Genomic DNA, 24,200 nt, shown 5'->3' on the forward strand with positions numbered 1-24,200 from the left:
CTCGTGCAAGAGCTCGTGCAAGAGGATGTGATCGTGCGGGTCGAGGGGCTCACGACCGATCTCGTGCGTCACGGTGGCTCGGTTCGGGTGATCGATGGCGTGAGCTATGAGGTCGCCAGGGGTGAGACGCTCGGGATCGTGGGGGAGTCGGGTTCGGGCAAGACCATCTCGGCACTCAGCCTGCTCGGACTCTTGCCTCCCCAGATGCGCGTCGTCGCTGGCTCGGCACGGCTCGAGGGCGAGGAACTCATCGGTGCGAGCCCGCGGCGCCTGCGCGAGCTCCGCGGTGCGGCCATCGGCATGATCTTCCAGGACCCGCTGAGCTCGCTGAACCCGTCGAAGACCATCGGGTGGCAGGTGGCCGAACCGTTGCGCATCCACCAGCGTCTCGGAGCCGCCGCAGCGCGCCAGCGCGCGCTCGAGCTGCTCGAGCTCGTGGGCATCCCGAGCCCGAAGGAGCGCTTGAACGACTACCCGCACCAACTCTCCGGCGGGATGCGCCAGCGGATCATGATCGCCATCGCGCTCGCGTGTGGACCGAAGCTCATCGTCGCCGACGAGCCCACGACCGCCTTGGACGTGACCATTCAGGCCCAGATCCTCGGCCTCCTCGGCGAACTGCAGGACCGGCTGGGTACAGCCATGTTGCTCGTCACCCACGATCTCGGGGTCATCGCGGGTCGTACCGACCGGGTGCTCGTGATGTACGCCGGTCGGGTCGTCGAGGCTGCGCCGACGCGCACCCTGTTCTCGGCCATGCGCCATCCCTACACCCAGGCCCTCCTCGCGTCGATCCCCGTGATCGGGATCGATCGGAGCGTCCCGCTGCCGGCGATCCCGGGCACACCGCCGCCGCTCGGCGGAGCGGGGGTGGGCTGTGCGTTCGCGCCCAGGTGTCCGCGTGCCGACGAGCGCTGCCGCCAAGAGATGCCACCACTCGCGGTGAGCGCTGGCCACGCAGTGGCCTGCTGGCACCCCGTCGACGGACCCGTTCGACGGACCAGGCTCGAGGTCGCTACCTCGCTTGCGGCGGTGCCACGTGCTATGGAGCCGTTGGTCGAGCTGGTCGGGCTTCGCAAGGAGTTCGAGATCCACTCCAACGTGACGCGGCGCCATCTGGGGACGGTGCACGCGGTGGCGGGGGTCGATCTCGTCATCGGACGTGGTGAAACCGTTGGCCTCGTCGGTGAATCGGGCTGCGGCAAGACGACCCTCGGACGTATGGTCGTCGGGCTCGAGCGCCCGACGGGTGGTGAGCTGCGCATCGGTGGCGTCGACGTGGTTCGCCTCCGCGGCAGCGAGCGGCGATCGTTTCATCGGCGGATCCAGCTGATGTTCCAAGATCCGTTCGCATCGCTCGATCCGCGGATGCGCATCGCGAGCGCGCTCGCCGAACCTTTGCGCGTTCAGGGGCTCGATCGTGGCGAGGAGCGGCTGGCGGGACTGCTCGAGCGCGTCGGCTTGGCGCGCGAGGCGCTGTGGCGCTACCCCCATGAGTTCTCCGGCGGCCAGCGCCAGCGCATCGGTCTCGCGCGGGCGCTGACGCTCGACCCCGAGCTGATCGTGGCCGATGAGCCGGTGTCGGCGCTCGACGTCTCCATTCGCTCCCAGATCCTCAATCTCATGCGCGAGACCCAGCGCGAGCGCGGTCTCAGCTATCTCGTGATCAGCCATGATCTGTCGGTGGTGAGCTACCTCGCCGATCGCATCGGCGTGATGTACCTGGGCCGTCTCGTCGAGGTCGGGCCGACGGCCGCGGTGATCGCCTCGCCAGCGCATCCCTACACGCGCGGACTGCTCCGTTCGGTGCCGCTTCCGGATCCAGAACGTGAGTCGGCAAAGCGTCGTCTCGGAGCGGTGATCGAAGGCGAGCTCCCGTCGGCGTTGCGCCCACCGACGGGCTGTGCGTTTCACCAGCGCTGCCCATTTCGGGTGGCCCGTTGCGAGGTCGAGGCGCCCGAGGCTCGCACGCTCGACGATGGCAGGGTGGTCGCCTGTCATCGCGTCGACGACGTCCTCGCCGAGCCGTGGTCGCTCGAGGACGTCGGACAGATGGCGAGCGCGCTGCGAGCGTAGGCGTTTCGACGTGCGCCGCGGCCAACGAGGGCCACAAGAGTACGCCGACGCCGGCCAGGCGGTCTCGTGGCTGTGCGGAGGCGGCGTCGGAGCGGTTCCTCGTAGCGGCGCCAGACGATGAGCGCGATCGCGAGTGCCGCGGTGAGGACGAGGAGGTCTTGCCACCACGGTCCGCCGTAGTGATACAGCGACACGGTGGCGAGGCTGCGCATGACCAGTCGATGGACCATGTAGAAGGCGAAGCTCGCCGAGCCGAGCGCGACCGCTGCCGAATGGGCGATGAGGCGTGAGATGCAACCTGCCTGGTGTGCAAAGACCCACACGACGGCTCCCCAGACGGGAAGATAGAGCGCGCTGAAGCGGAGCGACTGCGGAGCGAAGGGTCCCGCGACGACGACGCCCACGGCCCCTGCGAGGGCAGCGCCCTCGAGGAGTGACCATCGCCAGCGCGACCCGCCGCTCTCGGGGTGTTCGGCGAAGGCAATGGCCGCAACAACGCCGGCCAGAAAGTCCGAGAGTCGGGTGATCGGAAACACGTAGATGACCCAGCTCTGCCAACCGGTGTGAAGCGGAACCAGCACGCCGACGAGGGCGAGCCAGGCCGTCGCCGCGCCGAAGAGGAGCCAGCTTGTCGTGAGTCGTGGCCGAGCCCACTCGACGAGGCGGGCGACGACGGGGAAGATGAGGTAGAAGGTTGCTTCGTCGCTCAAGCTCCATGCGACGCCGTCGAACGAGAACGCCGCGGCGAGCGATGGGATGAAGCTCTGGACGAGGAGGAGGTTGGCGAGTGCGAGCCCGAGCCAGGAGCCGATGCCACCGTACATCGAGGGTGGCGTCAAGAACAGCGACCAAGCGAAGGCGAGGACGTAGACCGGATAGATGCGTGCGAGCCGAGAGCGGTAGAAGCCAAGCACCGGGTTTCGCCGAAGACGCGTGAAGCGGCCCTGGTACGCGTAGGTCAGGATGAAGCCCGAGAGCACGAAGAAGAACGAGACACCGACGTAGCCGGTCTGGTAGGTGCGCAGCCAACCTACGTGCCAACAGAAGACGGCGAGTGCTGCGACGAACCGGAGACTGGTGAGTGGGCGTAGCTGTACCAACAGACCTCCTTTGGCCCTCGTGCGCCACGTAGTGGCTCAAGACCGCGAGTGGTCGCGTGTCATGACGTTCGATGACGTGGGTCGGGCGGTTCCGAACAGCGTAGAGGGCTCGGTCGTTCAGGTCTGGGTTGGGTCGTAGTAGCTACTCGGAGACGTCTGAGCGCTGACGTACGACGGTTCCGGAACTACTGCTCGCCTCCCGCGTGGGCGTCGCGCGAGGCAATCGAGTCAGCGACCGAGGGCGAGATGGTGGAGCGCGATGGCTGCGGCGGTCGCGAGGTTCACGGAGTCGACCCCGTTCGCGATCGGAATGGTGACGAGTACGTCGGCGTAGGCGAGAGCGCTCGGTGAGAGCCCGTGTCCTTCGGATCCGACGAGGAGCGCAACGCGCGGTCGCGGCAGGTCGTGCTCGCCGGGCGCGCGTGCGTGGCGTGGTTCGCCGATCGCTTCGGCGAGCTCGTCGACCGTGACGACAGGAGTGAGGTCGCAGGTTCGCTCGGTACGCAGGCGTTGTGTCGACGCCGGTGGCACCAAGGCGGCGATGCGAACCTGCGACCGTGCAAGGAGTGCCAGTGCGCTCGGCCATGGTGTCGCGCGCACGAGGGGGAGCGTCAAGAGGTGGCCCGCTGACACCCGCACCGATCGGCGGTTGCGTGGGTCGGCCGAGGTGGGATCGAGCACCAGGGCGCACGCTCCGAACGCGGCGGCGTTGCGCCCGAGCGCCCCGAGGTTCTCCTGGTCGACCACACCCTCTGCGACGAGCGCCGTCTCACCCGGTGCCCACAGATCGAGGAAGTCCTCGAGTGCCTGCACGGGCGGGCGCTCGGCGTGGGCGACGACGCCGCGGTGGAGTGCGAAGCCCACCGTCTCGGCGATCACCCTTCGGGATGCGACGAGGATCGGGACCCGTCGGGCGACGGCACGATCGACCACCTCGGTGGCGAGTGCAACCTGGTGGTCATCGAGGAGGACGGAGTGGACGGTGAGCCCGGTCCCGAGCAGCGTGGTGACGGCCACGCGACCCTCGACGATCACGTCGCGAGCTCCTCGGCGTTGGCGAAGCCCGTTGCCGCCCTTGAGGTCGCGATACGGCTCGAGCCGGTCGTCGTCGGGGTCGTCGATGCGTACGGCGCCGATCGGCAGAGGAGCAGAGGCGGCGTCGTCGTGGTTGGCGATCATGGCTCGACGTCGAGGAGGGTGTCGTCGGCACCACCGGAGACGAGGGTCGAGGCGAGGATCGTCGGAGCCGAGTTCCTCGAGCTGAGCGCACAGAGCCACCCGTCGAGTTCGGTGGAGGTGCGCACCGCGAGCGGTTGCCAACCTCGTGCGAGCTTCGTGGCGCGCCTCGCGAGCAGGCGTGCGGTCGATCGTGTCGAGCGCTCGAGGAGGAGGGCAGCGATCTGGAGGTCGTGGGCGCGGCCGAGGTGGGTGGTGAGTGCGAGTGCTCGCCGACGGAGCCTCACGCTCGTGGCGGGGGCGATGGGTGCAAGGAGTTCGGATGCGAGGCGGAGGCGGCGTGCGCTTCGACGTAGCGCATGGAGCTCGTCCATCCCAGGCCGTTGGGCAGCACGACGCGCTCGGCGCTGCCAGGAACGCACGAGGGCTTCGAGATCGACCACGCGCCGAGTGTCGGGTGTCGATGTCGGGCCCGGGAGGCAGACACGGGCGGCGCGTGCGAGTTCGGGGAGGCGCTCGGCGCGCTTGGTGCGCTCGGCGGCGAGGTCGGGACGAGCTGGCAGGATCGTCGCGGCGACGTCGAGATCGCGCACGCTCGCGAGCTGGTTCGCGAGGCGAGTGAGTGGAGAGGCGCCGTGGCGCCCCACGCTGGGGGCGGGCGCGGTGCCGATGAGCGCTTCGGCGACCGCCGCGCGTCGGAGTGCGGCTCGCGCATCGTGGACGAGGTCGGGGGTGGTGCGCCGCTCCAGCGCGATGAGCAGCTCTTCGAGCGCCGCGCGTGTCTCGGCAAGATGCGCCGCCACCGACGGCCAGACCTCGGGATCGATGACGACACGGGTGCGCATGGTCGGGCGTCGTCGAACGAGTCGTGCGTTGGTCACGTCGGGTCAGTGGGCGTGCAGGATCGTTGGGTCGGCGTCGATCGCGGTGACGACGCCGAGCAGATCGGCGGCGCGGACCGCCACGGGTGTGGTGCCGTCGTCGTGCTCCGCGATGCCGGAGGCGGCGAGGGCAAAGGGAATCTCGAGTGCCCTGGCGAAGGCTCCGTCCGTGGTGAGGCGGTCACCCACCATGATCGTCGATGTGGCACCGAGGTGGGGTCGCACAAGCTCGACCATGGGCCAGTCGGGCTTGCCGCAGTAGGTCGGTTCCACCGAGGTCGAAGCGACGAGGCTCGCGACGAGCGCGCCGGTTCCCGGGACGACGAGTCGTTCGAGCGGGTAGGTCGGGTCTCGGTTGGTCGCGAGGAATCGGGCCCCCGCGCGGATCGCGACACAGGCCTGCGCGAGAAGATCCCATGTGAAGCCTCGGTGCCAGCCCATGACGACCGCGTCGACCTTCTCGGCGTCCTCGAGGGACGTGGGCCTCACGAGCGTGTTGCCCTCGGCGACGACGCTCGTCAGTCCTTCCTCGCCGATCGCCAGCACGCGCTGGTCACTGCCGAGCGCGAGACGTGCGGCAAGGGCGGAGGTGAGGATCTCGTTGGCGTCGGCGTCGATCCCGAGTGAGCGGAGCTTCGCGACGTAAGCTTCGACGGTGAGAGTGGAGTTGTTGGTGACGAAGCGCAGATCGTCGCCACGATCACGAATGCGCCTGATCGCTCGGTCGGAGCCTTCGATGAGGGTGCTCGAGCGCCACACGACGCCGTCCAGGTCGATGAGCCAGCGCATGGTCCTCCAGTCGCCAATCGACTGCCGAAGCGTCGCGGGTCGCTCGGCGTTGGTTGGGACTTGGAGGCTAGCATGACCTCGTCGACACGAGGGAGGTGCTGAGCGTGGACTACGAGTCACTGCTGGGCGAGGAGGCGAAGCAGCTCCTCACCTACGTCGCGACGGGGATACCCGCATCGAGCCTGATCCACCCCGGCCCTCGCGTGGTCGACGAGGTGTTCGCTTCCAGCGACCGTACCAATCGCGTGTTGGTCGAGCTCGCCAGGCTCTATGGGACTGGGCGCCTTGCGGGGACTGGCTACGTCTCGATCCTCCCTGTCGACCAGGGGGTCGAGCACTCGGCGGCGGCGTCGTTTGCGCCGAATCCCACCTACTTCGATCCGCAGCGTATCGTCGAGCTCGCGATCGAGGGGGGGTGCTCTGCCGTTACGACGACGCTGGGTGCGCTCGGGATCGTGTCGCGGCGCTACGCCCACCGCATTCCGTTCATCCTCAAGCTGAACCACAACGAGTTGCTCACCTATCCGAGCCGTTACGACCAGGTCATGTTCGCCAACGTGCGCCAGGCCTGGGACATGGGTGCGGCTGGGGTCGGCGCCACGGTCTACTTCGGCTCACCCGAGTCGACGCGTCAGATCCAGGAGGTATCGGCGGCGTTCCACGAGGCACACGAGCTCGGGATGTTCACGGTCTTGTGGTGCTACCTGCGCAACCCCGCGTTCTCGACCCCAGACGGAGACCTGCATACGGCGGCCGATCTCACCGCGCAGGCCAATCACCTCGGCGTGACCATCGAGGCCGACCTCGTCAAGCAGAAGCTTCCGACGACCAATGGCGGCTTCGTGAAGCTCGGCTTTGGGCGCACCGATCCTCGTGTCTACGAGCGCTACGCGACCGATCATCCCATCGAACTCACTCGTTGGCAGGTCGTGAACTCGTATGCAGGCAGGATCGGCCTGATCAACTCTGGCGGCGAGTCGCACGGCGCGAGCGATCTTGCTGAGGCCGTCCGGACCGCGATCATCAACAAGCGTGCTGGAGGTGTCGGCCTCATCTCGGGGCGCAAGGCGTTCCAACGGCCGTTCGAGGAAGGCGTGGCGTTGCTGCACGCGATCCAGGACGTCTACCTCGATCCTGCGGTCGAACTCGCGTGAGCGTGTCGCGGCGCGCGCCTCAGGCCAGCGCCGCGAGCCGTTCTGCGACGTCGTAGAGCGACGGATCGACCTGGGCGATCGCGCGAAAGGCATCTCGTGCCTCTGCGTAGCGTCCTTGTCGCTCGAGCAGGGTCGCGAGCTGGTAGCGCAGTCGGAGGGCCCGGAGCGACGTGGTCTGTCGCTCGCGTTCGAGTGCCCGACGGATGACGTCCACCGCCGTGCTGAGGCGGTCGGTGTCCGCGAGGTGGCTTGCCCACACGATACGCCCCTCGACCATGGCGTCCTTCGACGGGCTCGCTTCGCGGAGCGCGCGCCACCAATGCTCGACGGCCTCAGCGTCGCCTTCGGCTCGAGCACAGTCCATGAGGATCGCTCCGTGCGTCAGATCGCCGGTGAGGTCAACGAAGGTGGCGAGATGGCGTGCAGCTCGAGCGAAATCTCCCAAGCGGTAGCGCACGAGACCGAGCAGTTCTTCGATGGGGGGCGACGCAGGCGCGAGGCGCTCGATGCGTGTGAGGATGCGAAGCGCCTCGGCGTAGCGATCCTCGGCATAGTGCTGTGCTGCCTCGGCGAGCTGACGCTCGACGACTGGCCGGAGCCGAGGCGGCGCCGTCAGCTCGCTGGGCTCGATCGCGACGGGCTCTCCTGGCTTCGCGCGTCGCCGGTTCGGCCTCGTCGGGGCGAGGTAGCGCTGTCGGCGCGGGCTCGTGGTGTCGAAGCGCACCTCGGGCAGGCGCCCGCTGGTGCGCGAGGGCTGCGGCTGCTTGGAGGACTGCCCTGCCGTGCGAGCAGGACGGTGGGCGCCATCAGAGCGACGCTCACGCGCCTCGCCCTCGGGGCGACGTCCCCCGCCACCACGACGCGGGCCCTCCCAGGAACCCTCTCGACGGGACGGCCGACGGTCGTCGTCGAAGCGACGCTCACGCGCCTCGCCCTCGGGGCGACGTCCCCCGCCACCACGACGCGGGCCCTCCCAGGAACCCTCTCGACGGGACGGCCGACGGTCGTCGTCGAAGCGACGCTCACGCGCCTCGCCCTCGGGGCGACGTCCCCCGCCACCACGACGCGGGCCCTCCCAGGACCCCTCGCGACGGGACGGCCGACGGTCGTCGTCGAAGCGACGCTCACGCGCCTCGCCCTCGGGGCGACGTCCCCCGCCACCACGACGCGGGCCCTCCCAGGAACCCTCTCGACGGGACGGCCGACGGTCGTCGTCGAAGCGACGCTCACGCGCCTCGCCCTCGGGGCGACGTTGCCCGCCACCACGACGCGGGCCCTCCCAGCGGTTGGCAGAGGTGCCGTTTCCGGAGCGATCCGAGCTGCGTTGCCCCGCGGCTCGGGCCCGAGACTGAGGGTTGCGCTGCCCGTCGCGTTCGCGTGCTCGAGTGTCGGGACGGGGGCGCTGTGTCGGGGTTTGTCGATCAGACTGGGAAGGATCGTGGCGTTGAGGTCGTGCGGGCATGCGTAAGGGCTTCTTCCTGGCGATGGAGTGTGACGGGTGCTTCAGTCTACGTGCCGATTGCGGCGGCGTTCGCGGAGAGACGGGAGTCCGCTGCCGACAGCGGCCCTCGGCGACACGAGAGTAGCGGTCGCTCTGCGCTCACCGGTGGCGGTCGAGGGTGGTCACGGTGCTGTGCGAAGGCGCGGTCACCTCGGCGACCCTGGCGCCCATGTTGAGCATCTCATCCCCGGCCAGCCTTTGGAGAATCTGCCGCGTGTGGTGCTTCGAGCGTCGTGGGTGCTCGCTCCCGCGTGTGCATCGTCCTCGAGATCCTCGCCGAGCGAGTGGTCGCGTCTTGGAGGTCGGCCGCAGGCGAGCGTCGCCTCCGGTCGGTCGGTCCGATCAGCACCTCGGGGCAGGAGAGGACCGGTCTCGCAGCCCTCGGGATGGGTTGGGTGTCCGTCGGCATGCGGTCGTCCCTCGTGCCGGCGACCAGGGTCACCCTCGCTAGGGTCGTCTGTCGAGGGTGCGGTCGGTGACGGGCAGTGCCATGGTGGCTCGCGAGCAGGATGGTCCGTGAGCGGGAGCATCCGCGGCTGCGTGCACGTGCTTGGCGCGCTCGATTGCGAGGCGTGCTTTGGCAACCCCGACACGCACACGATCTCGTGCGAACGCGCTGCGTGCCAGCGCGGGCGATGGCTGGAACAGAGTCAGTTGCCCTGGGTGCTGTCGTGCCATGACCCTCTGCTTAGACCGAGGGTCGGACGGCCTCCATCTCGCTGGCGTTGACGGCATCGATGAGTTGGCGCAGGCGTCCGAACGAGCGCCGGTCGAAGCGGAGGGCGAGGCGCGGGAGATCCGGATGGTCGTGCTCTCGCACCTCCCACGGCGTCGCGCGGACGCTTCGGATGCGACCGTCGGTGGTGATGTCGCCGAAGGCGACCTCGAGGTCGGCGACGCGCGCGGGGGAGAGTCTCCCGTTCAGTCTGAGGATGAGGTCTCGGCCGACGACGCGGAGCGAGTGGAAGACTCGATAGAAGCCGAACACCTCGGCCAGGGCGTCGTCGATGTCGTCCGAGCGGTGAAGCAGCGTGAGATCGTCGCGGTCGGCAAGCCCCCGGTCGACGATGCGATCGTTGAGCAGCTGCCACACGCCGTCCCAGTAGTGGGATCCAGCGGGCTCGAGCAGGATCAGAGGGGCGATCTGCGTCTTGCCTGTCTGCATGAGCGTGAGGAGCTCGAACGTCTCGTCCAAGGTGCCGAGCCCGCCGGGGAGGGAGATGAAGGCATCGGACTCGCGCACCATGAGTACCTTGCGAGTGAAGAAGTACTTCATCTCCAACAGTCGGCCGTGTTCGGCGAGTTCGTGATCGCCTGGTTGTTCGAGGGGAAGGCGGATGTTGATCCCGAAGGCGTGATGAGGTCCTGCGCCGCGCGCCGCCGCCTCCATGATGCCTGGGCCGCCCCCGGTGATGACCATCCAGCCAGCCTGAGCAAGGCGGGCGCCGAGCGTCTCGGCGAGCTGGTAGCTCGGCTCGTCAGGGTGGGTGCGAGCCGAGCCGAAGACCGTCACCTTGCGCTGGGTTCGAAACGGGCCGAACGTCTCGAATGCGCTCCGGAGTTCGCGGAGCGCTGAGGTCAGCATCTTGAGGTCGAGTCGGTCGAGGGGCGCTTCGGTGGCCGCGAGCGCCTCATCGAGGAGGAGCTGCTTGAGGTCACTGTCACGTCCCGCGACCGCCGGTACCTGGTTGCGGTGGTGGTCGGATGTCATGAGTGCGTGCTCGCGATCGTGACGTCCATCAGGTGCTCGTAGAACGTCGTTCGTTGGACGAGGTGGCGGCCTCGCTGCGCTGCGATCGCACCAAGCTCGGCGACGGTGAGCTCGCTCGCGTGTGCCGCCCCGGCTGCGTGCGAAATCGACTCCTCCATGAGCGTCCCGCCGAGGTCGTTCGCGCCGGCGTCGAGGAGGAGCACGGCTCCGGCAGGCCCCATCTTCACCCAGCTGGCCTGGACGTTGTCGATAACACCGTGGTAGGCGATGCGCCCCACCGCGTGGAGGAGGACGGCCTCTCGGAGCGTCGGACCCCGGCGGGCACGGCCAGCGAGGAAGATCGGTGCGCCCATGTGGACGAAGGGGAGAGGCACGAACTCGGTAAACCCTCGTGTGCGCGTACCGAGCGCCCGGGTGCGCATGAGGTGCCGTGCGGTGTGCGTGGTCGTCTCGACCGTCCCGAACATGATCGTCACGTTCGATCGCAAGCCGACCGCGTGTGCGGTCTCGTGGACCTCGAGCCACTGGTCGGTGGTCAGCTTCTCGGGGCAGATCACCGCACGTACCTCGTCATCGAGGATCTCGGCGGCCGTTCCGGGCAGGCTTCGCACACCGCGGGCGGCGAGCTCGCTGAGGTAACGGTCGAGGGGCCAGCCGAGTCGTCGGCTCCCCTCGAAGACCTCGAGTGCCGAGAACGCGTGGATGTGCATGGCCGGGAAGCGTTCGTGGATGGCTTCGGCGATGTCGAGGTACGTGCCGCCGTCGAAGCGAGGATGGATACCGCCCTGGAGGCAGACCTCGGTCGCACCACGGGCGGCTGCCTCGGCAACCTTGGCGAGGATCTGCTCCATCGACAGGAGATAGGGTGCGCCACGGAGCGCCAAGGAGCGCGGGCCGCGCGAGAAGGCGCAGAACCCGCAGCCGAAGGTGCACTGGTTGGTGTAGTTGATGTTCCGGTTCTGAACGAAGGTGACGACGTCGCCGTTCGTCTCGCGCCGCAGCGCATCGGCGAGGTCGATGACCGCCTGTGCGTCGGTTCCGCGCGCACTGAGGGCGTGCTCGAGCAGCTCGAGCGAGGGACCCTCTCCCGATCGTGACGCCGCTTCGAGCTCGTCGAACCAACCGGCCGGAGCTCGTCGGCTGACGGTCACCACGCGCGGGGGGAGGGGACCTGGTCGACCGGAGAACCACTGGTGCTCGCGTGCGAAGCCATCGCGATCCATGGACGCGCGCACTGCGGGTCGGAGCGCGTCGTCGACGGCGTCGTCACGTCGCGCGTACTCGGGGTAGAGCGCGAGGCGCGGCACGAGGTCGCGGCCTGCCTCGGCGAGGCGACGCTCGAGGAGCTCGATCTCGGGCCACGGGCGTTCGGGGTTGACGTGATCGGGGGTGACCCGCGAGATGCCGCCGAGATCGTCGATGCCCGCCGAGAGGAGCCCCTCGATGTCGTCCGAGAGGTTCGGGGGTGCCTGAACATGGACGGTCGGTGGGAGCACGAGACGCGCGAGTGCGATGGTACGCAGATGGGCCTCGTGATCGGCGGGCGGGGCGTGCCGCAGTCGAGTACCAGGTTTTGGGAGGAAGTTCTGGACGATCACCTCTTGGAGGAAGCCGGTCTCCTCGGCGATGGCGGCGAGGGCTTCGAGTGCACGGAGGCGATCGGCTTCGCTGTCACCGATGCCCACGAGGATGCCGCTGGTCGTCGGCACGTGCTGGAGTGCCATCGCACGTACCGTTGCGAGGCGCAGATCCGGATCCTTGTCGGGTGCGTTGCGGTGGACCGGGAGGTCCGGTCGGATGGACTCGAGCATCGTGCCCATCGAGACGGCGTGCGGTCGTAGCGACGCGACCTCTTCGGGCGTGAGCGTCCCGGGATTGAGGTGAGGGAGGAGTCCCTCGGCGATCGCGACGTCAGCCGCGGTGCGGAGGTAGTCCAGGGTGGTTGCAGCGCCCAGCGAACGCAGTGCATCGCGTGCGCTGGACCATCGGAGCTCAGGGCGCTCGCCAAGGGTGAAGAGCGCCTCCGCAGCGCCCACCGCCGCCCCCTTGCGAGCCAACGCGCGGACCTCGTCGAGGCTCAGGAAGGCAGATCCGAGTCGGGCGGGCACGGTGGCGAAGGTGCAGTAGTCGCAGCGATCGCGGCACAGACGCGTCAACGGGATGAACACCTTCGGGGAGTAGGTGATCCTCGGCCCGAAGGTTCGATCGCGCCGACGAGCAGCTTCGGCGAGCAGTCGGTTGGTGGACCACTCGAGCAGCGCCTTGGTCATGGGGTCACCCTAGCCATCATGGCTGACGATCGAGGGATCGAGCGCGCTCGCCGCGGCAGAGTCGAGGAGCCAGATCGTGTCGTCGCGGGTGACGTGCACGACGGGGAGGTCGGCACCGCCGAGCGCCGCTGCGACGATGGTTGCCTTGGAGGCTCCGAGCGCCACGATCACCTGAGTCTCGAAGCGCGCGAGAGCATCGCGTGTCAGCGAGAGGCGCCAGTGGCGGTTGTGTCCGCTCGGATCGTGATTGGGTGTGACGAGGCCTGAGGCATCGAGACCTGGGGAGCCCGGGAACAGGCTGGCGGTGTGGCCGTCGGCCCCGATCCCCAGATGGACGAGCCCCCAGGTGGGACGCGACTCGAGCTGCGCGCCGTAGCGGGCAGCGAGCCTGTCGGCGAGCTTCGGCACTGTGGCCGGGTCCTCCGTGGCGAGGGTTGCGAGGTCCGCGGGCGTCAGTGCATCGGCATCCACCATCGGCAAGAGGGCCGGACCGCGTCCGGTCAGGACCGGGCCGAGGTGTGTCCAGTTCGCTTCGGGCGAGCCGGGCTCGACGAGCCTCTCGTCGACCTGCGCGATCGTGCCGGTGCGTGGGAGGCTCGGCCCGAGTGCGTCCAAGAGGGCGAGGATCGTCGATCCGCCGGAGAGCGCGACCAAGGTGTCGCGTTCGAGCGCGTCGTGGATGAGTGCCGCAAAGCGCGTTGGCACGTCGTTGCTGACGATGACGCGAGCCATCGAACCTCCTCGTCCGGTCGCCTTCCCTGCTAGGGTAGGCGACGCGGTGGCTGCGGTCGCAGGCAGCACAAGGACATCGACCGCGCGAGCAGCTAGGGGAGCAGGGTGGATGCGCGAGGCAGATGAGGTTCGAGACGTCCTCCGGGTCGTCGGGCGTTACCTCAAGCAAGAGACCGTCGATCCGTTCCGCGCGATCGGTGCCATGGTCGTGTGGGGCCTCGTTGGGTCTGTGCTCGCTGCCGGCGGCTTCGTGCTGGCGGGGATCGGACTGTTGCGGCTGCTCCAGACCGAGACGGGAACGACCTTCGCCGGCCATCTGGACTGGCTCCCGTACGTGATCGTGGTCGTGGTGCTCGCAGTTGTGGTGGCGATCGCGGCAGCGCGCATTGGGCGCCGGGCGAAGGCGTAAGGCGGGAGGACACATGGCAACCGAAGGCCGGGTAACGCTCAGCGACGTCGAGGAGCGCATTCGCTCGCTGACTGAGCAGGCGTCTCGCTCCGCCAGTGCGGTGCGGCCTGCGGTCCCTGGCGTCGCCGGGATCGCGGTCGCCGCGGTCGTGGTCGTCGCGTTCGTGCTCGGTTACCGGCGGGGTCGTCGTTCGAGCGTCCTCGAGATCACTCGCCTGTGATGGCTGCATCCCGGCGCGTGCTGCGGTCGCTTCGACGACAGCGTTCCCGCCTCGTCGGTACCGTGCTGGGGCTCGGCGGGCCAGTGGCGGGCGTGGTGTGGGGCATCGTCGCGCTGCGTTGGATCGATCGACGCCTGGGTCGGCGTACGAGAACGGCGCGCATCGATCTCTCCCGTGGCCCGGTGACCTTGCGACTGCGCGAGCGTCGGTGAGCGGGGCATTCCAGGTCGGCGATTCGGTCTTGCTGGTCGACCATCGCGGTCGCGAGACCGTGGCCGAACTCACCGAGGCCGGCGTCGTGCGCACGGCCGTGGGTGAGGTCGCGATGGGTGATCTCGTCGGTCACGAGCCGGGTGAGGCGGTCGTGACCTCGAAGGGCAAGCGGATCCTCGCCGTACGTCCGACGCTCGCCGAGACGGTGGTCCACATGCCCCGGGGCGCACAGATCATCTACCCAAAGGACGCGCTGGCCATCCTCGGCGCGCTCGATGTCGCCCCTGGTCAGCGGGTCCTCGAGTGCGGTGTCGGGTCTGGGGGCCTGACGGTCTGGCTCGCTCGGCTCGGTGCGTCGGTCGTGGCGGTGGAGCGCAGGCCCGATTTTGCTCGACGTGCTGAGAAGAACGTGGCGCATCTCGGAGGCTCGGAGCGGGTCTCGATCATCGTTGGCGAACTCGCCGACGTGGCTCCGCCGGGGCCCTACGACCGGGTTGTGTTGGACATGGTCCATCCGTGGGAGGTCATCCCCTGGATCGGGGCAGAACTCGCCCCTGGGGGTCGCATCGTCGCCTACGTGACCAACGCGCTCCAGATTCACGAGACGGTGGAGGCGCTCGAGGCGAGCGGCTACGTCCGCATCGAGGTCCGGGAGCTCCTCGAGCGTCGTTGGGTGGCACGGGGCGAGATCGTTCGGCCGGAGCTGCGGATGGTGGCACACACCGGCTTCATCGTGTCGGCTCACATCACGCCTCGAGCGCGTCGGTTGGCCGCTGAACGGCCGCGCGAGATCAGCGTGTCGGGTGTCGTCGATGACGGCTCGCTCGACGAGAGCGCGGACGGCGACGTCGACGACGAGCTCATCCAAACGGAGGACCGACCCTAGGACTCACATCCTCGTCGGCGCGTTCTCTGCGCAGTCTCAGGCATGTCGTGAGGGGCCGGCGAGTCGTGCCGACGCGAGCGGCCAGACGGGTCGTACGCTGGGTCGACCCTGACGGTGGGTGGAGCAACCCTTGGCCCGAACGTCGACCTCGACGAGTTCGTTCGTCTCTCGGCCCGTATCCGTCCCGTATCCGCGCTGCCGGGGACCGCGTTCGCCGCGGGGGGCGAAGGTTGCGAGTTGTCGGGGTTCAGTCCGCCTCGATGAAGATGCACTCGCCGGGGCACTCTTCGCTGGCCTCGGTCACGGCGTCTTCGAGCTCGACCGGAACCGAGGCCATCTGGGCAGAGCCCCCAGGGTTGTTCAGGACCTCGCCGTTGTCCTTGACGTAGGCGAGGCCGTCGTCGAGGAGCGTGAAGACGGGAGGGCAGATCTCCTCGCAGAGGCCATCGCCCGTGCAGAGATCCTGGTCGATCCACACCTTCATCGAAACCCTCCATCGATTGACGTCGCCCACTTGAGACTAGTGGGTACTCACCCAGGGAATCACGGGAGCGCGGGACCGTTGACGGTGTCATGGTGTCGTGCCCATGCGGTAGTGTCGCGGTGGAGGGAGGTTAGCCATGCCACGCGATGAGACCCCGGAACGTGAGCACGCTGAGCAGCAGTCCCGCCAAGCGCTCGAGGAGGAGGTGCGCGAACTCCGCCGACGTGTCGAGGAGGCACCGAGTCGAGTTCGTGCCCTGGAGGAGAAGCTCCTCGAGGTGTCGGGAGCGTTGGCTCAGACCCAGGCGAAGAACGAGAAGCTGACCTTCACGCTGCAGCAGGCACGAGAGCACATCCAGAACCTGAGGGAAGAGGTCGAGAAGCTGACGCAGCCCCCGTCTGCGTACGGCGTCTACCTGGCGGCCAACCAGGATGGTACGGCGGATGTCTTCACCACGGGCCGCAAGATGCGCGTGGCCGTGCACCCCGAGATCGACCTGGCAGCGGTTCGCGTCGGTCAGGAAGTCGTCCTCAACGAGTCGTTCGCCATCGTGTCGGTGCGGGGGAGCGACGTGATCGGAGAGGTGGCGACGGTCAAGGATGTGCTCGACGACGGGAGTCGTGTGATCCTGCTCGGACGGGCGGACGAGGAGCGGGTGGCGCAGGTCGCTGGTCATCTGCAGCACCCGCCGCTGCGCGTCGGTGATTCGGTCATGGTGGATCCGCGTTCGGCGATGGTGCTCGAGCGACTGCCACGGCCCGAGGTCAGCGAACTCGCGCTCGAAGAGGTCCCTGACATCACCTATCACGACATCGGTGGGCTCGATCGGCAGATCGAGGAGATCCAGGACGCCGTCGAGTTGCCGTTCCTCTACCGCGAGCTGTTCGGCGACTATCGGCTCCCCGCCCCCAAGGGCATCCTCCTCTATGGCCCCCCAGGGTGCGGCAAGACGCTGATCGCCAAGGCGGTCGCCAACTCGCTCGCCAAGAAGGTCGAGCAGGTCTCGGGCCGGAGCGTGCGAAGCTACTTCTTGAACGTGAAGGGTCCCGAGCTCCTCAACAAGTACGTCGGTGAGACCGAGCGCCAGATCCGGTTGATCTTCCAACGCGCACGCGAGAAGGCCGAGGAAGGCGTTCCGGTCATCGTGTTCTTCGACGAGATGGACTCGCTGTTTCGCACACGAGGCTCCGGCATCAGCTCCGACATGGAGTCGACGGTGGTTCCCCAGCTGCTCGCGGAGATCGACGGCGTCGAAGCCTTGCGCAACGTGATCGTGATCGGCGCGTCCAACCGAGAGGATCTCATCGATCCGGCGATCTTGCGCCCGGGTCGTCTCGACGTGAAGATCAAGATCGAGCGGCCCGACGAGCAGGCCGCACGCGAGATCTTCGCGCGCTATCTCACGCCGGAGGTCCCGATCGATGCGGGCGAGGTCACGACCCTCGGCGGTGGCGATGCGGAGAAGGCCATCGCGGTGATGATCGAGCGGACCGTCGAGCGCATGTACGCCACATCGGACGAGAACCGCTTCCTCGAGGTCACCTACCAGAACGGCGAGAAGGAGATCCTCTACTTCAAGGACTTCTCGTCGGGTGCGATGATCGAGAACATCGTGCGACGGGCGAAGAAGCTCGCCATCAAGCGCGAGATCGCGGGCGGGTCGCGGGGCATCTGCCTCGATGACCTCCTCGCCTCCATCGCGAAGGAGTTCAAGGAGCACGAGGATCTCCCCAACACGACCAATCCCGATGACTGGGCGAAGATCTCCGGGCGCAAGGGCGAGCGGATCGTGTTCATGCGGATCCTCCTCCACGAGGAGGAGGGACAGACGGGTGGGCGCGCCATCGAGCGCGTCGCGACCGGTCAGTACCTGTAGGTACCGAGTAGGGAGGTGCGATGGCGGTCGCAAAGGTTCTCGGCATCGAAACCGAGTACGGCATCACCGTGCCGGGGGTGCCGGAGGCGAACCCCATCACCGCCTCCTCGAGTCTGATCAACGGCTACCTTGCCCAGCTCGCCGGGAGGACGAGCTGGGACTTCGTTGACGAGTCGCCTGGCCAAGACGCGAGGGGCTTCAGCGTGGATACCGGCGGCAACATCGAGCTCGAGACGCACCTCGTCAACGCGGTCCTCACGAACGGGGCTCGCCTCTACGTCGATCATGCGCACCCGGAGTATTCCTCGCCGGAGTGTCGCACACCGCGGGAGGCGACCCTCTACGACAAGGCTGGCGAGGAGGTGATGCGGCGAGCAATGGCTGGTGTCGCCGCACTGAACCCTCATGGACCAGCGATCGTGGTCTACAAGAACAACTCCGATCGCAAGGGCAACTCCTACGGTTGCCACGAGAACTACCTGATGGATCGTCAGGTTCCGTTCGGTCGGATCGTCACGGAGCTGGTCCCGTTCTTCGTGACGCGCCAGATCGTGGTCGGGGCCGGCAAGGTCGGGTCCGAAGCCCCGGGGGTGTCGATCCGCGAGGTTCCCTTCCAGCTCTCCCAGCGGGCCGACTTCTTCGAGGAAGAGGTCGGGCTCGAGACCACGCTGAAGCGTCCGATCATCAACACGCGCGACGAGCCACACTCGGACTCGCAGCGCTTCCGACGTTTGCACGTGATCCTCGGGGACGCGAACCTCAGCGAGGTGGCCACGTGGCTCAAGCTCGGGACCACGGCCATGGTGCTCGCCATGATCGAGGACGGTGAGCTCGAGGACCTCGGGATCTCCATCGTCGACCCGGTTGGCTCCCTACGGCGCCTGTCGTGGGACCCCACGCTCAAGGCCACCGTGACGTTGGCCGATGGGCGCACCATGCGTGGTCTCGACGTGCAGTGGGCCTATCGAGAGCGCGCAGAGCGCTGGCTCGATCGCTTCGGCGGCGAGGCCCTCGGTGGCGATGACGAGGCCCACGCGATCCTCGAGGAGTGGACGGATGTCCTCGGCACACTCGAGCGCGACCCCATGAGTCTTGCCGATCGTCTCGATTGGGTCGCGAAGTGGTCCCTCGTGCAGGGCTACATGGAGCGACACCACCTCGATATCACTGATGCCAGGATCGCCGCGCTGGATCTGCAGTACCACGATGTCCGCCCGGAGCGATCGCTGCAGCGCCGTCTTCGCATGCGAAGACTGACGACCGACGAGGAGGTCGCGCGCGCGACGACGGAGCCGCCGCCGAGCACTCGGGCCTACTTTCGCGGTCGGTGCCTCGCGCGGTTTCCGTCCCAGGTCGCAGCCGCGAACTGGGACTCGATGATCTTCGACGTCGGCAGCGATCCGCTTCGACGCGTGCCGATGATGGATCCACTGCGAGGGACGAAGGAACTCGTCGGAACGCTCCTCGAGTCGGTGGGCTCGGTGGACGAGCTACTCGAGGCGCTTGGGGCCTAACATACCTAGTGAGGTGATCATCGTGGCTGAGCGCGAACAGGTCAGACGGAGTGGGACGGAGCGCGAGGAGGAGGCCGAAGAGGTCTCGACGCAGAGCGCGGCGAGCTCTGACAAGCTCAAGGCCGAGATCGACGACATCCTCGACGAGATCGATGAGGTGCTCGAGGACAACGCCGAGGAGTTCGTCCGCAACTACGTCCAAAAGGGTGGCGAGTAGCGGTCGGGTGAACTGACGGGCTCGAGGGCCGACGACGGTCGGCCTGAGCACGGGGCCGACGACGGTCGGCCTGAGCATGAGGAAGGATGGAGCAAGGTTGGCGTTACCGCTCTTTGACCCTCGGCACGACCCGGGGCCGGATTTTGCCGCACTCGTCTCGCGGGACGCGGCTCGCACCGTGCCGACGTCGGGCGATGGTTCGCTCGGCGCTCAGGTGCCGCACGGGACCACCATCGCGGCACTGCGCTTTGCCGGCGGCGTCGTGATCGCTGGCGACCGTCGCGCGACCGAGGGGAACTTCATCGCCAATCGTACCATCGAGAAGGTCTTCCCGGCCGATCGCTTCTCGGGCGTCGGGATCGCCGGTGCCGCGGGTCCGGCCGTCGAGATGGTGCGGATCTTCCAAGTGCAACTCGAGCACTACGAGAAGGTCGAGGGCAAGGCGCTCTCGCTCGAGGGCAAGGCCAATCAGCTCGCCCAGATGATCCGCCAGAACCTCCCGCTCGCGATGCAGGGCCTCGTGGTGATGCCGTTGTTCGCGGGCTGGGACGCAGAGCGCAGCGAGGGTCGGATCTTCACCTTCGACGTCGCGGGGGGCCGCTACGAGGAGGTCGCCTACTACGCGATCGGGTCGGGGGGTCGTGATGCTCGCGCGACCTTGAAGCTCGGATGGCGGCCCGGCCTCGACGAGGCAGGGGCTGTCCACCTTGCGGTCCAGGCGCTGTACGAAGCAGCCCAGGAGGACGCCGCGACCGGTGGACCCGATGCGCTGCGGGGCATCTTCCCGGTGGTCGCGGTGATCGACCGCGAGGGTTACCGGCGCATCGACGACGCTCGCCTCGAGGAGATCGCGGTCGAACTCGACCAGGCCGTGAGGGAGCGAGGTGCGCGGCGATGAGCATGCCGTTCTACGTCGCGCCCGAACAGCTCATGAAGGATCGGGCGGACTATGCCCGCAAGGGCATCGCTCGGGGACGAGCGCTGATCGGCGCCGTCTGGGAAGGTGGCATCATTATCGTCGCCGAGAACCCGTCCAGATCGCTGCACAAGCTGTCGGAGATCTACGATCGCATCGCCTTCGGCGGCGTCGGCAAGTACAACGAGTTCGACCAGCTCCGCGTCGCTGGGATTCGTCACGCCGACCTCAAGGGCTACGCCTATGCACGAGAGGACGTCGACGCTCGCAGTCTCGCCAATCTCTACGCGCAGTACCTTGGCACGGTGTTCACGCACGAGATGAAGCCGCTCGAGGTCGAGATCCTCGTGGCGGAGCTCGGCAACGGACATCGGGAGTCGCAGCTGTTCCAGATCCTCTACGACGGCACCGTGATGGACGAGCGCGAGTTCGCTGTGCTCGGGGGCGATGCCGACGCGATCGCGGAGCGCTTCCGTGCGCTCTACGACGCGAGTGGTCCGAGGGAGCGGCTGCTCCAGAGCGCGCGAGACGCGCTCAGTGGGCAACGTCCTCCGATCGGGGCCGACGATCTCGAGGTCGTGGTGCTCGAGGATCGAGGCGAGCGTCGCTGCTTCCGACGCCTCGAGGTCGACGAGGTGCGCGAGGCGCTGGGCGATCAGCCGGAGGGGAGTGCCTGAGTGCCCCGCTTGGCACGGCGGATCTACGGCATCGAGAACGAGTACGGCATCACCTGCACCCAGCGTGGCCAGCGTCGCCTGAGTCCCGACGAGGTTGCTCGCTACCTGTTCCGGCGCGTCGTGAGCTGGGGCCGCTCCTCGAACGTGTTCCTCGAGAACGGCGCGCGGTTGTACCTGGACGTCGGCAGCCACCCGGAGTACGCGACCCCAGAGTGCGACTCCCTGAGCGATCTCGTCGCCCATGACAAGGCGGGGGAGCGGATCCTCGAGTCCTTGGCCCATTCTGCCGAGGCCAAGATGCGCGAAGAGGGCATCCGCGGTGACGTCTTCTTGTTGAAGAACAACACCGATTCGGCCGGCAACTCCTACGGCTGTCACGAGAACTACCTCACGGTCCGCGTCGACGACCTGACCCGGCTCGTCGAGGTCCTGATCCCGTTCCTCGTGTCGCGTCAGATCATCGCCGGCGCGGGCAAGGTGCTGCTCACCTCGCGCGGTCCGCTCTATGCGGTCTCGCAGCGAGCCGAGCACATCTGGGAGGGCGTGTCCTCGGCGACGACGCGGTCACGTCCGATCATCAACACGCGCGACGAGCCGCACGCAGATGCCGAGCGCTATCGACGGCTGCACGTGATCGTCGGGGACTCGAACATGTCGCAGTGGGCGACCTACCTCAAGGTCGGAGCCATGGCGATCGTGCTGCGTCTTCTCGAAGAGGAGGTCGTCCTCCGCGATCTCACGCTCGAGAATCCCATTCGGGCCATCCGAGAGATCGCCCACGACACCGAACTCGAGCGCACGGTTCGGCTCGTCAACGGTCGCGAACTCACAGGGCTCGAGATCCAAGAGGCCTACTTCGAGCGGGCGGAGCGCTACCACGAGCGGATCGGTCTGCCTGCGGACGAGGCGCGCGCACTCGACATGTGGCGCGAGGCGCTGAAGGCGCTGCGCGCGAACGATCACGAGGCGCTCTTTGGCAAGGTGGACTGGGTCACCAAGCTCACCTTGATCGAGGCCTTTCGGGCGCGTCATCAGCTCCCGCTGTCGCATCCGCAGGTGTCGCTGCTGGACCTGCAGTATCACGACATCAGCCGCGAGCGAGGCCTCTTTGCTCGGCTCGAGGCCAAGGGTCGGGTTCCGCGGATCGTCGACGACGAGACCATCGAGCGTGCCGTCGACGAACCTCCGGCGACGACGCGGGCGGCGCTGCGGGGGCGCTTCATTCGTGCAGCGAAGGAGGCGCACCGCGACTACACGGTCGACTGGGTGCACCTCAAGCTGAACGACCAGGCGCAGCGAACGGTGATGCTGAAGGATCCGTTCGCGTCCGAGGACGAGCGCGTGGATCGGTTGCTGACCTCGATCTGATGGCTCGCCGTCGCCGAGCGGGCTGGCTCGCACTGGCGCTCCTCGTCGTGGCGGCCGTGCTGGCGGTGCGCGCATGGGTGCTCACGCCGTTCGTCGTCCCCACCGGTTCGATGCGACCGACCATCCGTCCCGGGTCGTGGATCCTCGTCGATCGACTCGCCTTCGACACACACCCCATCGAGGTCGGTGACGTCGTGGTGCTTCGGCGACCGGCCGACGATCCGGGGGAGGCGAACTCGGACTACCTCGTCAAGCGGGTGATCGGCCTGCCCGGTCAGACGATCGCCAGCCGCGGGGGGCACGTCGTGGTCGACGGACGGGTCCTCGCGGAGCCCTATCTGCCTCGCGGCGATCGGACGGAGGGCATCGTGCCCCAGACGATCCCGCGGGGCGAATACTTCGTGCTCGGTGACGATCGCGGCGATTCGGTGGATTCGCGCATCTTTGGACCCGTGCCAGCCTCCAGCATCGTGGGCGAGGTCGTCGCGGTGGTATGGCCGCCGAGCCAAGCACACGTCGTTCGGTCGTAGCTGTGCCCGGGCGTCAGGCGTTCCCGCGTTCGCCGGCGATGCCCTTGCGAAGGAAGTCCACCCAACCGGGCGTCTCGAGGGCGTCGCGCAGCGATGCCGCATCGTGTTCGTCGAGTGGGGGGCCGTCGTGGTGTTCGGAGAGCTCCTCGGGCAGCCGCCAGAACTGCAGCCGTACGCCGGCTGCGACCAGCACCTCGACGATGCGCCGTTCGACCGGTTTGGCGACGATGAACCCGCAGCTCGGACAGCGGAACGTGTACGAGGCTTCGCCGTTCGAGGAGCAGAGCATGATCTTGACACGCCCGGGCGCGACCTCGACGTCCCCGCACTCTGGGCACGAGGCCTTGATGATCGGCATGGGCGACTCCCTTCGCAACCGCGCGTCCGTGACAGAGGGTCTATCGGCACGCGCGGCGCCGGTGTTGAGTGCTGCGGCCGTCGACCTCGACGCGACTCCAAGAGAATGTGCCGTGTGCAGGTAGACTCACGCCGGTGACGCAGTCTCTGCGAGCGAACCGTGTGCTCTCGGGCGTGCAGCCCACCGGCGTGGGTCATCTCGGCACGCTGCTGGGTGCGTTCATGAACTTTCTCGCCGACCAGGAGCGGGCGGAGTGCATCTTCCTCGTCGCGGATCTGCACAGCCTCACCGTCGACCAGGACCCTGCGGCGCTTCGGCGCCAGCGTTACGAGCTGGTGGCGACCTTCCTTGCGGTGGGCATCGACCCTTTGAAGTCGACCATCGTGATGCAGAGTGAGGTGCCCGAGCATGCCGAACTCGCCTGGGTGATGGAGTCGACCGCGACCTATGGCGAGCTCGCACGGATGACGCAGTTCAAGGACAAGTCCGCTCGCCAGACGAAGGTGCGCGCGTCGCTGTTCACCTACCCCGCGCTGATGGCGGCGGACATCTTGCTCTATCAGGCCGATGTCGTGCCGGTGGGCGAGGACCAGCTCCAGCATCTCGAGCTGACGCGGACCCTCGCCGAGCGCTTCAACGGCGCCTATGGCCCGACCTTCACGGTTCCGAAGGGTCAGCTTCCGACCCATGCCGCACGCGTGATGGACCTCGCCGAGCCGACGTCGAAGATGAGCAAGTCCTCCTCCTCGCAAGCGGGCATCGTGTTCCTGACCGACGACGACGCGACGATTCGGCGCAAGTTCCTCCGCGCTCGTACGGATTCGTTCGCCGAGGTCGTCTGGAAGCCAGACGACCCGTCCCGTGCCGGTGTGACCAACCTCGTCGAGATCCTCGCCGCGCTCGAGGGCACCGACGCATCCAGCGTCGCTGCTCGCTTCGATCGCTACGGACCGTTGAAGGAAGCGGTCGCGGAGGCGGCGGTGGCCGCCATCGCCCCGGTGAGAGAGCGCTTCATGGCCCTGCGCGACGACGAGGCGACCCTGCGGGGCGTGCTCGACCAGGGGCGTGAGCGCGCCCGGGACATCGCCCGCACGACGATGGCCGTGGTGCGCGATCGCCTGGGCCTGACCTGACGAGGCGTG

General features: G+C 67.8%; 25 protein-coding genes. 15 read left to right on the top strand and 10 right to left on the bottom strand.

Translation table 11 applies throughout. From position 1 onward, the window contains the following. Nucleotides 1-3: 3 nt before the first annotated feature. Nucleotides 4-2,076, top strand: coding sequence for an ABC transporter ATP-binding protein (locus AFER_RS04590; RefSeq protein ID WP_015798324.1), 2,073 nt, complete (start codon nt 4-6; stop codon nt 2,074-2,076). Here AFER_RS04590 and AFER_RS04595 read toward each other — a convergent pair. The 4 genes from AFER_RS04595 to AFER_RS04610 all read right to left on the bottom strand — a co-directional run bounded on the left by AFER_RS04595 (nt 1,998) and on the right by AFER_RS04610 (nt 6,022). Further along, nucleotides 1,998-3,176 carry an acyltransferase family protein gene (locus AFER_RS04595; protein WP_015798325.1) on the bottom strand — a complete coding sequence of 393 codons (1,179 nt, stop codon included), beginning with the start codon at nt 3,174-3,176 and terminating at the stop codon, nt 1,998-2,000. The genes AFER_RS04590 and AFER_RS04595 overlap by 79 nt on opposite strands. A 228-nt stretch (nt 3,177-3,404) precedes the next feature. Then, nucleotides 3,405-4,355, bottom strand: coding sequence for a TrmH family RNA methyltransferase (locus AFER_RS04600; protein ID WP_015798326.1), 951 nt, complete (start codon nt 4,353-4,355; stop codon nt 3,405-3,407). Next, complete coding sequence (locus tag AFER_RS04605; protein ID WP_015798327.1) at nt 4,352-5,197, bottom strand: CHAD domain-containing protein; 846 nt, start codon at nt 5,195-5,197, stop codon at nt 4,352-4,354. The genes AFER_RS04600 and AFER_RS04605 overlap by 4 nt, the downstream gene beginning before the upstream one ends. A 42-nt stretch (nt 5,198-5,239) precedes the next feature. Then, complete coding sequence (locus AFER_RS04610; protein WP_015798328.1) at nt 5,240-6,022, bottom strand: HAD-IIA family hydrolase; 783 nt, start codon at nt 6,020-6,022, stop codon at nt 5,240-5,242. Between the two features lie 104 nt (nt 6,023-6,126). On the opposite strand from AFER_RS04610, the gene AFER_RS04615 reads away from it, so the two are divergent. After that, complete coding sequence (locus tag AFER_RS04615; RefSeq protein WP_015798329.1) at nt 6,127-7,176, top strand: class I fructose-bisphosphate aldolase; 1,050 nt, start codon at nt 6,127-6,129, stop codon at nt 7,174-7,176. Nucleotides 7,177-7,195: 19 nt separating this feature from the next. Here the strand turns inward: AFER_RS04615 and AFER_RS04620 are convergent, their stop codons facing one another. Then, on the bottom strand, nt 7,196-7,900 hold the full coding sequence (locus AFER_RS04620) for a tetratricopeptide repeat protein (RefSeq protein ID WP_015798330.1): 705 nt from the start codon (nt 7,898-7,900) through the stop codon (nt 7,196-7,198). A 72-nt stretch (nt 7,901-7,972) separates the two neighbouring features. On the opposite strand from AFER_RS04620, the gene AFER_RS04625 reads away from it, so the two are divergent. After that, the gene (locus AFER_RS04625) at nt 7,973-8,644 is read left to right on the top strand and encodes a hypothetical protein (protein ID WP_015798331.1); all 672 of its coding nucleotides are present in this window, start codon (nt 7,973-7,975) and stop codon (nt 8,642-8,644) included. A 721-nt stretch (nt 8,645-9,365) separates the two neighbouring features. Here the strand turns inward: AFER_RS04625 and AFER_RS04635 are convergent. Genes AFER_RS04635 through AFER_RS10925 form a run of 3 tightly spaced genes read right to left on the bottom strand, consistent with a single transcriptional unit; the run spans nt 9,366 to nt 13,390 of the window. Then, nucleotides 9,366-10,388: an LOG family protein gene (locus tag AFER_RS04635; protein WP_015798333.1), complete on the bottom strand. Its 1,023-nt coding sequence runs from the start codon at nt 10,386-10,388 to the stop codon at nt 9,366-9,368. Beyond that, nucleotides 10,385-12,658, bottom strand: a complete 2,274-nt coding sequence (gene cofH, locus AFER_RS04640) for a 5-amino-6-(D-ribitylamino)uracil--L-tyrosine 4-hydroxyphenyl transferase CofH (RefSeq protein WP_015798334.1) — start codon at nt 12,656-12,658, stop codon at nt 10,385-10,387. The genes AFER_RS04635 and cofH overlap by 4 nt, the downstream gene beginning before the upstream one ends. 9 nt (nt 12,659-12,667) lie before the next feature. After that, on the bottom strand, nt 12,668-13,390 hold the full coding sequence (locus AFER_RS10925; protein ID WP_015798335.1) for a 6-phosphogluconolactonase: 723 nt from the start codon (nt 13,388-13,390) through the stop codon (nt 12,668-12,670). A gap of 109 nt (nt 13,391-13,499) precedes the next feature. Here AFER_RS10925 and AFER_RS04650 point away from each other — a divergent pair, with 109 nt between their 5' ends. The 4 genes from AFER_RS04650 to AFER_RS04665 are packed head-to-tail and all read left to right on the top strand — an operon-like array spanning nt 13,500 to nt 15,118. Beyond that, nucleotides 13,500-13,799 carry a phage holin family protein gene (locus tag AFER_RS04650; RefSeq protein ID WP_015798336.1) on the top strand — a complete coding sequence of 100 codons (300 nt, stop codon included), beginning with the start codon at nt 13,500-13,502 and terminating at the stop codon, nt 13,797-13,799. Between the two features lie 13 nt (nt 13,800-13,812). After that, the gene (locus tag AFER_RS04655; RefSeq protein WP_015798337.1) at nt 13,813-14,019 is read left to right on the top strand and encodes a hypothetical protein; all 207 of its coding nucleotides are present in this window, start codon (nt 13,813-13,815) and stop codon (nt 14,017-14,019) included. Continuing rightward, entirely contained in the window at nt 14,019-14,231 is a 213-nt protein-coding gene (locus tag AFER_RS04660) for a hypothetical protein (RefSeq protein WP_015798338.1), read from the top strand. The genes AFER_RS04655 and AFER_RS04660 overlap by 1 nt, the downstream gene beginning before the upstream one ends. Then, nucleotides 14,228-15,118, top strand: coding sequence for a tRNA (adenine-N1)-methyltransferase (locus AFER_RS04665; RefSeq protein WP_015798339.1), 891 nt, complete (start codon nt 14,228-14,230; stop codon nt 15,116-15,118). Before AFER_RS04660 ends, AFER_RS04665 begins: the two co-directional genes overlap by 4 nt. A gap of 247 nt (nt 15,119-15,365) precedes the next feature. Here the strand turns inward: AFER_RS04665 and AFER_RS04670 are convergent, their stop codons facing one another. Next, a complete protein-coding gene (locus AFER_RS04670; protein WP_015798340.1) occupies nt 15,366-15,602 on the bottom strand; it encodes a ferredoxin in 237 nt (78 codons plus the stop codon). A 136-nt stretch (nt 15,603-15,738) separates the two neighbouring features. Here AFER_RS04670 and arc point away from each other — a divergent pair, with 136 nt between their 5' ends. From arc to lepB, 7 genes are all read left to right on the top strand, one after another. Continuing rightward, nucleotides 15,739-17,478 (top strand): proteasome ATPase, encoded by a 1,740-nt coding sequence (arc, locus tag AFER_RS04675; RefSeq protein ID WP_015798341.1) that lies wholly within the window; start codon nt 15,739-15,741, stop codon nt 17,476-17,478. 20 nt (nt 17,479-17,498) lie between these two features. After that, nucleotides 17,499-18,992 (top strand): depupylase/deamidase Dop, encoded by a 1,494-nt coding sequence (dop, locus tag AFER_RS04680; protein WP_015798342.1) that lies wholly within the window; start codon nt 17,499-17,501, stop codon nt 18,990-18,992. 22 nt (nt 18,993-19,014) lie between these two features. Further along, the gene (locus tag AFER_RS04685; protein ID WP_015798343.1) at nt 19,015-19,209 is read left to right on the top strand and encodes a ubiquitin-like protein Pup; all 195 of its coding nucleotides are present in this window, start codon (nt 19,015-19,017) and stop codon (nt 19,207-19,209) included. 76 nt (nt 19,210-19,285) lie between these two features. Further along, nucleotides 19,286-20,107, top strand: a complete 822-nt coding sequence (gene prcB, locus AFER_RS04690; RefSeq protein ID WP_015798344.1) for a proteasome subunit beta — start codon at nt 19,286-19,288, stop codon at nt 20,105-20,107. Beyond that, nucleotides 20,104-20,802, top strand: coding sequence for a proteasome subunit alpha (prcA, locus tag AFER_RS04695; RefSeq protein WP_015798345.1), 699 nt, complete (start codon nt 20,104-20,106; stop codon nt 20,800-20,802). The genes prcB and prcA overlap by 4 nt, the downstream gene beginning before the upstream one ends. A gap of 9 nt (nt 20,803-20,811) precedes the next feature. Continuing rightward, the gene (pafA, locus tag AFER_RS04700; RefSeq protein ID WP_041662756.1) at nt 20,812-22,170 is read left to right on the top strand and encodes a Pup--protein ligase; all 1,359 of its coding nucleotides are present in this window, start codon (nt 20,812-20,814) and stop codon (nt 22,168-22,170) included. Continuing rightward, entirely contained in the window at nt 22,170-22,700 is a 531-nt protein-coding gene (gene lepB, locus AFER_RS04705) for a signal peptidase I (protein WP_015798347.1), read from the top strand. The genes pafA and lepB overlap by 1 nt, the downstream gene beginning before the upstream one ends. Before the next feature lie 13 nt (nt 22,701-22,713). Here the strand turns inward: lepB and AFER_RS10930 are convergent, their stop codons facing one another. Continuing rightward, complete coding sequence (locus AFER_RS10930; protein ID WP_015798348.1) at nt 22,714-23,058, bottom strand: hypothetical protein; 345 nt, start codon at nt 23,056-23,058, stop codon at nt 22,714-22,716. A gap of 134 nt (nt 23,059-23,192) precedes the next feature. On the opposite strand from AFER_RS10930, the gene trpS reads away from it, so the two are divergent. After that, on the top strand, nt 23,193-24,191 hold the full coding sequence (trpS, locus tag AFER_RS04715; RefSeq protein ID WP_041661694.1) for a tryptophan--tRNA ligase: 999 nt from the start codon (nt 23,193-23,195) through the stop codon (nt 24,189-24,191). The last annotated feature ends 9 nt before the right edge of the window (nt 24,192-24,200 follow it).

This window comes from Acidimicrobium ferrooxidans DSM 10331 (assembly GCF_000023265.1).
Lineage (GTDB): Bacteria > Actinomycetota > Acidimicrobiia > Acidimicrobiales > Acidimicrobiaceae > Acidimicrobium > Acidimicrobium ferrooxidans.

Excerpts from the sequence above, each read along its gene's own strand:
- lepB (WP_015798347.1), top strand. The coding sequence starts at position 22,170 with ATGGCTCGCCGTCGCCGAGCGGGCTGGCTCGCACTGGCGCTCCTCGTC.
- AFER_RS04670 (WP_015798340.1), bottom strand. The coding sequence starts at position 15,602 with ATGAAGGTGTGGATCGACCAGGATCTCTGCACGGGCGATGGCCTCTGC.
- AFER_RS04650 (WP_015798336.1), top strand. The coding sequence starts at position 13,500 with ATGCGCGAGGCAGATGAGGTTCGAGACGTCCTCCGGGTCGTCGGGCGT.
- prcB (WP_015798344.1), top strand. The coding sequence starts at position 19,286 with ATGAGGAAGGATGGAGCAAGGTTGGCGTTACCGCTCTTTGACCCTCGG.
- AFER_RS04610 (WP_015798328.1), bottom strand. The coding sequence starts at position 6,022 with ATGCGCTGGCTCATCGACCTGGACGGCGTCGTGTGGCGCTCGAGCACC.
- arc (WP_015798341.1), top strand. The coding sequence starts at position 15,739 with ATGCCACGCGATGAGACCCCGGAACGTGAGCACGCTGAGCAGCAGTCC.
- AFER_RS04660 (WP_015798338.1), top strand. The coding sequence starts at position 14,019 with ATGGCTGCATCCCGGCGCGTGCTGCGGTCGCTTCGACGACAGCGTTCC.
- AFER_RS10925 (WP_015798335.1), bottom strand. The coding sequence starts at position 13,390 with ATGGCTCGCGTCATCGTCAGCAACGACGTGCCAACGCGCTTTGCGGCA.
- AFER_RS04600 (WP_015798326.1), bottom strand. The coding sequence starts at position 4,355 with ATGATCGCCAACCACGACGACGCCGCCTCTGCTCCTCTGCCGATCGGC.
- AFER_RS04605 (WP_015798327.1), bottom strand. The coding sequence starts at position 5,197 with ATGCGCACCCGTGTCGTCATCGATCCCGAGGTCTGGCCGTCGGTGGCG.
- AFER_RS04635 (WP_015798333.1), bottom strand. The coding sequence starts at position 10,388 with ATGACATCCGACCACCACCGCAACCAGGTACCGGCGGTCGCGGGACGT.
- dop (WP_015798342.1), top strand. The coding sequence starts at position 17,499 with ATGGCGGTCGCAAAGGTTCTCGGCATCGAAACCGAGTACGGCATCACC.
- AFER_RS10930 (WP_015798348.1), bottom strand. The coding sequence starts at position 23,058 with ATGCCGATCATCAAGGCCTCGTGCCCAGAGTGCGGGGACGTCGAGGTC.
- cofH (WP_015798334.1), bottom strand. The coding sequence starts at position 12,658 with ATGACCAAGGCGCTGCTCGAGTGGTCCACCAACCGACTGCTCGCCGAA.
- AFER_RS04655 (WP_015798337.1), top strand. The coding sequence starts at position 13,813 with ATGGCAACCGAAGGCCGGGTAACGCTCAGCGACGTCGAGGAGCGCATT.
- prcA (WP_015798345.1), top strand. The coding sequence starts at position 20,104 with ATGAGCATGCCGTTCTACGTCGCGCCCGAACAGCTCATGAAGGATCGG.